Genomic DNA, 10,426 nt, shown 5'->3' on the forward strand with positions numbered 1-10,426 from the left:
GTCCTTGATGACCTCCGCCGTCTTAAGGGAATCCGCCACATCAAGAAGCGGCTCGTCCTGAGTTATCTGTATAGTTGCCTTACGGTTGCTGCCCGGATCCGCAGCCCTTGTGGCAAACACCTGATACGCAAAATCATACGAGTATGAGAAAGCCTTTACCAATATAAATAAAATACATACATTGATGAATAGTCCAAAAAGGAATCTCAGAATCTTCTTCATACTTCTAGCACTATCTAAAGCCATAATCGTTATTCTCCTTGTTCACAAATACATCTCAGCCAGCGCGAATCACCGGGCGTCCTCATCTATGATATCGAAATCAAGATCGTCCGCTATCTGTTCATATACAAGCTTCATCATTCTCACCAGCTTCTGCTCCGCCCTGATAAAGTCATTGACTATAGTATCATGGACTATGGAGTCATATTCCATGAATAGATTATTAACTTCATCATATGGATTGTCAAGCATTTCGTTATTCTGTATTTCATAATTTTTCTTACGAAATTCCATGAGCTGCTGAAGTTTTTCTGGTTTCTGTCTAAGTTTATCCTTGCAATACTGATAATTCTTGTAGACATCAGAATCCTTGATGCACGCATTCAATTGTCTGCTAAGTTCCAATGTATCTGTCATTTTCTCACCCTTCTACACCTCTGTGATTATAGGAAGGATCATAGGGCTTCTCTTTGTCCTCTTCCAGAGGAACTCTCCCATGTCATCCTTTATCACGGATTTGATCTTACCCCAGTCTGTCACGCCGCGGCTCAGGCATCTGTCGAGAGCCTCCTGACATGTGATCCTGCAGTCTTCCATAAGTGTCTCAGACTCCCTGACGTACACGAAGCCTCTTGACACTATATCCGGTCCTGCAACAAGCTGGTTGCTGTATCTGTCCAGGGTCACAACTATGATTATGAGACCATTCTGTGACAGAAGCTGTCTGTCTCTGAGGACAATATTTCCAACATCTCCAACTCCAAGTCCATCCACAAATACTCCCTGTGCAGGAACCTTGCCGACAACGTCGAACTTCTCCTCGCCGATCTCAAGAACATCGCCTGTGGTCATGATCTTGACATTCTCCTTAGGGATTCCCATCTCAACTGCAAGCTCTGCATGTCTCTTGAGGTGTCTGTACTCACCGTGGACAGGTATTGCATATTTCGGTCTTGTGAGCGCATATATAAGCTTGAGCTCCTCACGGCAGGCATGGCCGGATACATGTGTATCCTCAAATATAACGTGTGCACCCTTCGCCTCGAGCTCATTTATAACCTTGAATACCGCCTTTTCATTTCCCGGTATAGGATGTGAGCTGAAAATGACCACATCACCAGGCTTTATGGCTACTTTATTGTGTATGGATGCAGCTATACGTGACAGCGCAGCCATGTTCTCTCCCTGACTTCCCGTGGTGATGAGAACAACCTTCTCATCCGGGTAGTTCTTCATCTCGCTTATATCTATGAGTGTGTTATCCGGTATGTTGATATATCCAAGCTCGGACGCCGTGGTGATGATGTTCACCATGCTTCGTCCCTCTATGACAGCCTTTCTGCCATACTTGTAAGCTGAATTGATGATCTGCTGTACTCTGTCAACGTTGGATGCAAATGTCGCTATGATGATCCTGTGATCCTTGTTGTCGTTGAACAGGTTGTCAAATGTTCTTCCCACTGTCTTCTCTGACTGTGTGAAGCCCTCCTTCTCAGCATTTGTCGAGTCAGCCATGAGTGCAAGCACACCCTTCTTGCCGAGCTCAGCAAATCTCTGAAGATCTATGGTTCCACCAAATACCGGTGTGTAGTCTATCTTGAAATCTCCGGTGTGGACAATAAGTCCGGCCGGTGTGTATATGGCAAGGGCCGCCGAATCTGCTATGGAGTGGTTTGTTCTGATAAATTCCACTCTAAATGCCCCAAGATTTATATTCTGACCATACTTTACAACCTTTCTTCTGGTGTTGTTCATAAGGTTGTGTTCCTTCAGTTTGTTCTCTATAAGACCCATGGTCAGCTTGGTCGCATAGATCGGCATGTTTAATTCTTTCTCAATGTACGGTATGGCTCCTATGTGATCCTCATGTCCATGGGTAACCACGAGTCCCCTGACCTTGTCCGCGTTTTCCTTGAGATAGGTGACATCAGGAATTACCAGATCGATTCCTAACATGTCGTCCTCAGGGAATGCCAGTCCGCAGTCAATGACTATGATAGAGTCCTCATACTCTATCGCAGTGATATTCATTCCAATCTGTTCCAGACCGCCCAAAGGAATGATCTTCACTGTCTCTTTATTATTCTTATTCAATTTTCTTATACCTCCAAATTTACGTCCTCAAGCAGCTCGTCAAATATCTTGATGACCGCCTCTAATTCATTTTCATCTTCCACAATATCGTATGCTGCCATCTCTTCCGTATCAGCTCCGTTGTTCTCGCGAAGGATAAGGAATGATTCATCATCCGCCTTGTCTATAACGAACAGATAATTCACGCCGCCAAGTGTGGTCTGCTCCACAACCGAGAATTCCACTTCTGTTCCATCTTCTGCTTCAAATATGATACTGTTGTCCGTCTTCCTGTTCTCTGCCATATAAACCTCTTAATACTTCTTCAGGCGTACACAAAACAAAGGCAGAAGGTCTGTGTCTATCACAGACTGCTGCACTTCGCATCAAGATAGTTCTGCAGTATGACCGCAGCCGCCATCTTGTCTATGTACGTCTTCCTGTTCTCTCTTCTCACTCCGCTGTCCATAAGGATCCGCTCTGCCTCCACAGTGGTAAGGCGCTCATCCCACAGAACAACCTCAAGTCCTGTTCTGCGCTCAAGATCCTCCTTGAATGCCTGGGTGGCCTCGCATCTGTCTCCCTCTGAATTGTTCATGTTCTTCGGGTAGCCAAGCACTATCAGCTCTATGCGGTCGCGCTCTCCTGCCGCTCCATACTCTTCAAGTATGGCCTCTATGCGGGCAAGTGTCTGTCTCAGCTTGTTCGCCGACTTTCTCTCTATCGTCTCCAGCGGCTGGGCAGTCATCTTGAGCGGATCGCTCACGGCAACTCCCACCGTCTTGGTTCCATAGTCAAGTCCCAATATTCTCATACTATTCTTTTCCTTTACACGAGGTTATTCTTGATGTAGTCCTCAAGTAAAACCTCAATGATCTCGTCTCTCTCCACCTTCATGATCAGGCTTCGCGCGTTCTTGTAGCTTGTGATATATGTCGGGTCACCGCTCATTATGTACCCAACAACCTGGCTTACCGGATTATATCCTTTCTCGGTAAGTGCATCGTATACTTCTCCAATTATCTCGCGTACGTCCAATGTCGCGTCCTTGATTGGAACAATATTCTGTGTACTTTCGTTATTCATCAAATCACGTCCTCATCTTGTTATTATCTCATGAGCCAATTAACATTCCTATTCTAATATAAAAAACTACAAAAGTAAAGGAAGGTTTCCCCCATTTTGGGTATATGTCACATACACAAAGCTGTTCACAAAACTCTCCGGCATGGATATGTCGCCCACATCTATGAGTATATCCATGTATCTCTCCGTATGTCCTCTGAGATATGTCTTATTGTCCTTCTTTACAACCTCTTCCACCAGGACTTCAAGCTCACAGCCCTCAAACTGGGCTTCATATGCGGTCTTGTTGTCATGGGCAAGCTTAAGCAGCACATCGCTTCGCTCATTCTTTATCTCAGGGGCAACCTGCTCTTTCATGGCGGCAGCGACTGTTCCCTTTCTCGGAGAATACTTGAATATATGCATCTCATACAGATTGAGCTCCGTCAGATATCTGACAGTCTCTGCAAATTCTTCCTCAGTCTCTCCCGGGAAGCCCACTATCACATCCGTGGTGAGCGCAGGGGACTTATACGCCTTTCTCAGCATGTCACATTTTTCAAAGTATTGCTCGCAAGTGTACTTTCTGTTCATTCTCTTGAGCACTGAATCACAGCCGCTCTGCAGGCTCAGATGGAAGTGTGGACATACTTTCGAATTGGATGAAATCCTCTCCACAAACTCCTCTGTTATTATCCCCGGCTCAAGTGAACCAAGCCTTATTCTCTTGATTCCTTTGATTTTTGAGATAGCCTCTATAAGCTCTATAAGTGCTCCCTCATTATTCTTATCTTTGCCATATGACGATATGTGTATACCGGTAAGCACAACTTCTTTTATTCCTGCCTCCGCAAGCTCTGATACTTCTGCAAGGATCGCCTCCTGGCTTCTGCTTCTTATCCTTCCTCTTACATACGGGATTATGCAGTATGAGCAGAACTGATTGCAGCCGTCCTGGATCTTGACATATGCCCTTGTGTGTCCCACAGGGACATGGCCGCCCATCTCCTCGTACTCAGTCTCTCTGGATATATCCACGAAGTATTCCATGGCTTCATGATCTTTACCCGGGGCATTTTTTTCATTGTTTCTCACATTAATATAATCATTAACTATTTCTGTGATACTTTTCTTCTTATTGTTGCTTATTACTATATCTATAGCTTCATCCTGCTCGAGAATCTCTCTGGCTGACTGCACATAGCATCCTGCGGCTATCACTATTCCATCAGGATTCATCTTTCTGGCTCTGTGAAGCATCTGCCTTGATTTTTTGTCCGCAATATTGGTCACAGAACAGGTATTTACTATATATATATCTGCTTTTTCGTCAAATTCCACTATATTTGCACCGGCAGCCTTCAGCATGTCGAGCATGCTGTCAGTCTCCGCCTGATTGACTTTGCAGCCAAGTGTTGTGGCAGCCACAGACATTCCTTTTAGCATGTATTTTACACTCCTTATATTGACTTTTGTATTCTATAAAAATATAATAATGACAGTACATAAAAAACTTACAAGGGTTAGGAGGACTATTTATGACAGCAGTTAAGATTTCTTTAAACTCAATCGATAAGGTCAAGAGCTTTTGCAATGACATTGCGAAATTTGACGCAGAATTCGACCTCGTATCAGGACGTTACGTAATTGATGCAAAGTCAATCATGGGTATTTTCAGTCTTGATATCTCAAAGCCTATCGAACTTAACATTCATGCAGAGAGCGGTATCGATGAGATCATGGCTACTCTGAAGCCATACCTTGCAGAATAGTATTTATTCTGCCCCGTATGTTATATGGATCTGATAATCAAAAGAGATGCTTATTATGAAGCATCTCTTTTTTGTTGTCTTTTATCACTGTTTTATATTGTTTTACTGCTTTGCGCGACACATAACGACCTCTGCCGTATCTACAGCCTTGCGGTACAATGGCTCGATAATTCCTGTGAGCTTTGCCTCCGACTTCTCTATCGCAGAGAGAACCGGATGTGTAACCGGATGCTTTGCAACAAATGTCGTACAGCAATCCTCGTATGGCAGTATAGATGTCTCGTATGTTCCGATCTTCTCTGATATGTCTACTATCTCCTGCTTATCCATGCCTATACATGGTCTGAACACCGGCATGGTGCTGACCTGGTTGATAACGTTCAGGCTGAACACAGTCTGGCTTGAAACCTGGCCTATGCTCTCTCCTGTTATCGTACACTGACAGTCATTCTTCTCAGCCAGCTCCTCCGCTATCTTGATCATGTATCTCTTCATGATGATCGTGAGCTCCTCATGAGGACAGTTGTCGTATATTGCCATCTGTACATCGGCAAAGTTGACAACATGGAGTCTGATGGCTCCTGAGTAGTTGGCCACAAGACATGCCAGATCTATAACCTTCTGCTTTGCTCTCTCGCTTGTGAACGGAGGTGCGTGGAAATATACTGCCTCCACAACAACTCCTCTCTTGGCTATCATATATGCCGCAACAGGGCTGTCTATACCGCCTGACAGAAGTGCCATTCCTCTGCCGTTCGTTCCAACCGGCAGTCCTCCCGGGCCAGGTATGGTGATCGAATAGATATATGCTACCTTTCTAATCTCCACATTGATTATCTCCTGAGGTGAGTGCACATCCACTGTAAGATCAGGGAACGCCTCAAGGAGGAAATGTCCAAGCTCGGCGCTTACCTCCATGGAAGTCATAGGATATGTCTTGTCATTTCTTCTGGTGAACACCTTGAATGTGAAGTTCTTTCTGTCGTATGCCTTTTCAACATAATCTATTACCTTCTGCTTGAGGTTTTCAAACTCTGTGTTCTCCTCAACCACAACAGGGCATATTCCAACGATACCAAATACTTTTCCAAGGGCATTTACCACATCCTCATAGTCGTAATCCGACTTGCACTCAACGAATATTCTTCCCTGCTCCTTGCGGATATAGAAATCTCCGTAAGGCTTCAGCTTTCTGTTGATGTTCTTACAGAGTATGTCTTCAAATATATATCTGTTCTTTCCCTTTGTGCCTATCTCGGCATACTTTATCATAAATGCCTTGTACTGCATATTTCCTCCTATTTCTTCCTCACATATCTTCTGAGTATCGGTAAAAGTTCCTTGCAGCACTCGACTGCATAATCTATCTGTTCCATTGTATTCTCCGGTGAAAAACTGAATCTCAGTGTGGACTCAAGCTTCTCAGGTGGCAGACCTATGGCCTTCAGCGTGCTGCTTGTGGAATGTTTATTCGACGAACATGCTGAACCGGATGAGACATATATGCCCTTCTCTTCCAGAGCATGAAGCATGACCTCACTTCGCACTCCCTTGAAGGTTATGCTGGCTATATGGGGCGCATCCCCGGAATTACTGTACACATCGTCTATCTGTGTGAGTTCATCTATAAGATGTTCCTTGAGTTCTCTCATGTGCGCTACATTTGCATCGAGATCTCTGTAGGTCATCTCGGCAGCCAGTGCCATTCCGGCTATTCCCGGTACATTCTCTGTTCCTGACCGCATTCCGCCCTGCTGGCCTCCACCGTATATCACAGGCTTGACCTTGACTCTGTCCTTTATGAACAGTGCTCCAACGCCCTTTGGTCCGTGGAATTTATGGCTGCTTATGGACATCATGTCTATTCCCATACGCTTCGGGTATATCACATATTTGCCAAATGCCTGTATGGCATCCACATGGAAGAGCACACTCGGATTCTTCTCCTTTATACGTCTGGCAATGTCCTCCACCGGCATGACAGCTCCTATCTCATTGTTGACGTACATGACTGACACTATGATCGTGTCGTCGTCGACCTCATCTACCAACCGGTCAACATCGACCACACCATCGTTTCCAGTCGGAATCCTGACAACATCAAATCCCATATCCTCAAGGAATGTCAGCGGACTGCCGACTGAGGCATGCTCAACTGCTGTTGTTATGATCTTGTTGCCCGCTCTCCTGTTGGCAAGTGCGCCTCCTATCAGAGCCATGTTGTTGGATTCTGTTCCTCCCGATGTGAACACGATCTCCTTCGCCTGAACCTTGAGCAGCCTGGCTATCTTATCCCTGGCATCGCTCACGTATCTGGCCGCATCCACACCCTTCTGGTGCAGTGATGACGGATTGCCATAGTCCTGTTCCATTAACTTTACCACAAGATCTCTCACCTCTGGATAAACCGGGGTGGTCGCTGAATTGTCAAAATATGCTTCCATGTTGTCTTCCACCATTCCGAAACCGATATACGTCCGGCTTCAAGCTTCTTTCTTTCACTAATCTCTACAATATTGTTCTAATTGTCCCTGTCGGCACTGAACATGATGATCGACATAACCGCCAGTCCGGCCGTCTCAGTGCGCAGTATCCTGTGTCCAAGAGTTATACATTCCGCCCCGGCCGCCATTGCCTGTTCCACTTCTTCCCTGGCAAAGCCACCCTCCGGGCCTATGAATACCCCCAGACTTCTGCGGGCAGAGGACGGTGCTGTCACATCAGCGATGATCTGTCTGGACTTTGCAAGTCCCTCCGCCTCCTCATATGGAATTATATTCATATCAAGAGTCTTCGCCATCTCTATCGCCTGTGCAAATGTTACCGGCTCCGTGATCTCAGGGACGATTCCCCTTCCGGACTGTTTTGCAGCAGACTCCGCTATGATCCGGCATCTCTCAGTCTTCTTTGCAGCCTTCTTTGCATCAAGCTTCACTATGGTGCGCGCAGTGAATACCGGAACTATCCGGCAGACACCGAGCTCCACCATCTTCTGTACTATAAGATCCATCTTATCCGACTTTGGATATCCCTGAAACAGGGTAACCTCCACCGGAAGCTCTGCAAAGTTATCATTCACATCCTCGACGTGGCACAGAACCTCGTCTCTGCCAAGCTCCGATATACTGCACGTATAATCTCTTCCTCTGCCGTTACTGACAGTTATCTCCTGACCCACTTTAAGGCGGAGAACGTTCTTTATATGGTTAACGTCTCCGCCTGTTATACTTATATCTGTTCCTATATCTCTGCCATCTACGTCTACAAAGAATCTGTTCATATTTGATTATTTCCTCTCACACGCTGGTTCATACATGCTTTTTTGCGACAAAGCTTACCCAGTCATTCATGTAGACAGTATCTACGATATCAAAGTTATTGTCAAGAAGAGCCTGTCTGACCTCATCCTCTTTTATGTTTATAATGCCCGATGATATAAAAATACCATCATCCTTCATAAACTTCTGAACTACAGCCGACATTGGAATTATAACGTCTGCAAGGATATTTGCAACTACTATATCATAATTTGCGCCTATTGACTCTACCAGTTTCTGGTCCTCAAGGACATTTCCGCACTTGAATTCCACAGCCTCGGCAGGAATATGGTTCACATCTCTGTTCTCTCCCGCCACATCAACAGCGATCGGATCTATGTCTATACCGAGAACATGCTTTGCACCCAGCTTATTGCAAACAAATGACAGGATACCGCTTCCGCTTCCGGCATCGAGTATCTCATCTCCATCCTTCATGTACTTCTTGAGCTGGCCTATGCACAGTCTCGTCGTCTCATGGGAACCTGTTCCAAATGCTGTTCCGGGATCTATCTCAATTACTATATCCTCATCCGTTGCATCCTCCGGCACTTCCTCCCAGGTTGGCTTGATGATGATATTGTCATACAGTCTGAATGGCTTGAAGTAGGCCTTCCAGTTGTCTCTCCAGTCCTCTTCCTTCGTCTCACTCTCGGTTATCTCACCTGTTCCGACAGGAAGGAACTCTGACAGTCTCCTGATCTCTGCAGCCACCTTATCCTTTATCTCCTGCACGTCAAATGTATCGTCAAGGAAACAGGACACCTTTGCAGTTCCATCATTTTCCGGCATATCATCCGGCAGGAGATCGACAAACATCGTCTCCATCTCCTCCTCAGTGAGGGGAATATTATCTTCTATCTGAACACCCAAAACGCCTTCCTCTTCGAGGAAGGCGCTTATGAGGTCTTCAGCTTCACATGTTGTATCTATTGTGAGCTTCGTCCATTTCATATATTTTATACCTACTTTTTCTTTCTTCTCTTGTGATCGCCAAATGTAAATGGTCCTGCTGAATCTGTTGCAGGTCTTGTCTCTACAAGTGTTGCCTGCTCATACTGATTTAGGATCTTCTTCTGCTCCTCTGTGAGCTTCTCCGGCACCTGTACAACAAGTGTTACATAGTGATCGCCTCGCTGAGTTGGGTTCTTGAGGTTAGGTACTCCTTTGCCCTTCAGCTTTATACGTGTATCTGTCTGTGTTCCTGGTGGTATGGTGTAATCAACCTCTCCTTCGATGGTGTTGATCTTGATAACTCCACCAAGTGCTGCCTGTGTAAATGTGATAGGCTCTGATGAATACAGATTGTACTCCTGTCTCTGGAAGTTTGGATGACGATCAACAAGTATGGTAACTGTAAGATCTCCTCTCTCACCACCGTTGATACCAGGCTCACCCTTTCCTTTGATTCGGATGTTAGTACCATTGTCTACTCCTGGTGGAATAGCTATCTGTATCTTCTTTCTGCTCTTTACATATCCTGTTCCTGCACAGTTGCTGCACTTGTATCTGATGATCTTACCAGATCCACTACAATCAGGACATGTCTGAACATTACGTACAACTCCAAAAAGTGACTGCTGTGTTGTCACTATCTGGCCCTTACCGCCGCACTTGCCGCAGACCTCCGGCTGGTGTCCCGGCTGTGAACCGGTTCCCTTACATACATCACACTCATCCTTCAGTGGGAGCTCAAGCTCCTTCTGGGTTCCGAATATAGCCTCCTCAAAGGCTACTCTGATGGTGGTCTTGATGTTTGCGCCCTTCATAGGGCCATTTGTATTTCTCTGACGGCTTGCGCCACCGAACATATCTCCGAATATATCTCCAAAGATATCTCCCATGTCTGCGAAGTCAAATCCACCAAATCCGTCGGCACCGCCGCCGTTCTGGTCGAATGCTGCATGGCCAAACTGATCATACTTTGCACGTTTCTCAGGGTCACTGAGGACTGAATAAGCTTCAGCTGCTTCTTTG

General features: G+C 45.7%; 13 protein-coding genes. 1 reads left to right on the forward strand and 12 read right to left on the reverse strand.

The features are described from left to right. The 7 genes from CCU_RS00240 to mtaB form a co-directional block, all read right to left on the reverse strand. On the reverse strand, nucleotides 1–246 hold a 246-nt coding region (locus CCU_RS00240), incomplete at its 3' end, for a hypothetical protein (protein ID WP_208895858.1). Nucleotides 247–291: 45 nt separating this feature from the next. Then, complete coding sequence (locus tag CCU_RS00245) at nucleotides 292–639, reverse strand: YlbF family regulator (protein ID WP_015533125.1); 348 nt, start codon at nucleotides 637–639, stop codon at nucleotides 292–294. 12 nt (nucleotides 640–651) lie between these two features. Further along, nucleotides 652–2,316: a ribonuclease J gene (locus CCU_RS00250; RefSeq protein WP_022217240.1), complete on the reverse strand. Its 1,665-nt coding sequence runs from the start codon at nucleotides 2,314–2,316 to the stop codon at nucleotides 652–654. A gap of 5 nt (nucleotides 2,317–2,321) precedes the next feature. After that, nucleotides 2,322–2,600, reverse strand: coding sequence for a DUF1292 domain-containing protein (locus CCU_RS00255; RefSeq protein ID WP_015533126.1), 279 nt, complete (start codon nucleotides 2,598–2,600; stop codon nucleotides 2,322–2,324). 59 nt (nucleotides 2,601–2,659) lie between these two features. Next, nucleotides 2,660–3,109, reverse strand: a complete 450-nt coding sequence (gene ruvX, locus CCU_RS00260; RefSeq protein WP_015533127.1) for a Holliday junction resolvase RuvX — start codon at nucleotides 3,107–3,109, stop codon at nucleotides 2,660–2,662. A gap of 14 nt (nucleotides 3,110–3,123) precedes the next feature. After that, nucleotides 3,124–3,381, reverse strand: coding sequence for an IreB family regulatory phosphoprotein (locus CCU_RS00265; protein ID WP_015533128.1), 258 nt, complete (start codon nucleotides 3,379–3,381; stop codon nucleotides 3,124–3,126). 66 nt (nucleotides 3,382–3,447) lie between these two features. Further along, nucleotides 3,448–4,806 carry a tRNA (N(6)-L-threonylcarbamoyladenosine(37)-C(2))-methylthiotransferase MtaB gene (gene mtaB / locus CCU_RS00270; RefSeq protein WP_015533129.1) on the reverse strand — a complete coding sequence of 453 codons (1,359 nt, stop codon included), beginning with the start codon at nucleotides 4,804–4,806 and terminating at the stop codon, nucleotides 3,448–3,450. Nucleotides 4,807–4,898: 92 nt separating this feature from the next. Here mtaB and CCU_RS00275 point away from each other — a divergent pair, with 92 nt between their 5' ends. Beyond that, a complete protein-coding gene (locus CCU_RS00275) occupies nucleotides 4,899–5,132 on the forward strand; it encodes an HPr family phosphocarrier protein (RefSeq protein ID WP_015533130.1) in 234 nt (77 codons plus the stop codon). Nucleotides 5,133–5,234: 102 nt separating this feature from the next. Here CCU_RS00275 and thiI read toward each other — a convergent pair whose 3' ends face one another. From thiI to dnaJ, 5 genes are all read right to left on the reverse strand, one after another. After that, the gene (gene thiI / locus CCU_RS00280) at nucleotides 5,235–6,422 is read right to left on the reverse strand and encodes a tRNA uracil 4-sulfurtransferase ThiI (RefSeq protein WP_015533131.1); all 1,188 of its coding nucleotides are present in this window, start codon (nucleotides 6,420–6,422) and stop codon (nucleotides 5,235–5,237) included. An 8-nt stretch (nucleotides 6,423–6,430) separates the two neighbouring features. Further along, complete coding sequence (locus CCU_RS00285) at nucleotides 6,431–7,576, reverse strand: cysteine desulfurase family protein (RefSeq protein WP_015533132.1); 1,146 nt, start codon at nucleotides 7,574–7,576, stop codon at nucleotides 6,431–6,433. Nucleotides 7,577–7,653: 77 nt separating this feature from the next. Continuing rightward, on the reverse strand, nucleotides 7,654–8,412 hold the full coding sequence (locus CCU_RS00290; protein WP_015533133.1) for a 16S rRNA (uracil(1498)-N(3))-methyltransferase: 759 nt from the start codon (nucleotides 8,410–8,412) through the stop codon (nucleotides 7,654–7,656). Nucleotides 8,413–8,440: 28 nt separating this feature from the next. Further along, nucleotides 8,441–9,403 carry a 50S ribosomal protein L11 methyltransferase gene (prmA, locus tag CCU_RS00295; RefSeq protein ID WP_015533134.1) on the reverse strand — a complete coding sequence of 321 codons (963 nt, stop codon included), beginning with the start codon at nucleotides 9,401–9,403 and terminating at the stop codon, nucleotides 8,441–8,443. 11 nt (nucleotides 9,404–9,414) lie between these two features. Then, on the reverse strand, nucleotides 9,415–10,426 hold a 1,012-nt coding region (gene dnaJ, locus CCU_RS00300), incomplete at its 5' end, for a molecular chaperone DnaJ (protein ID WP_208895859.1).

It is taken from the genome of Coprococcus sp. ART55/1, assembly GCF_000210595.1.
GTDB classification, from domain to species: domain Bacteria; phylum Bacillota; class Clostridia; order Lachnospirales; family Lachnospiraceae; genus Coprococcus; species Coprococcus aceti.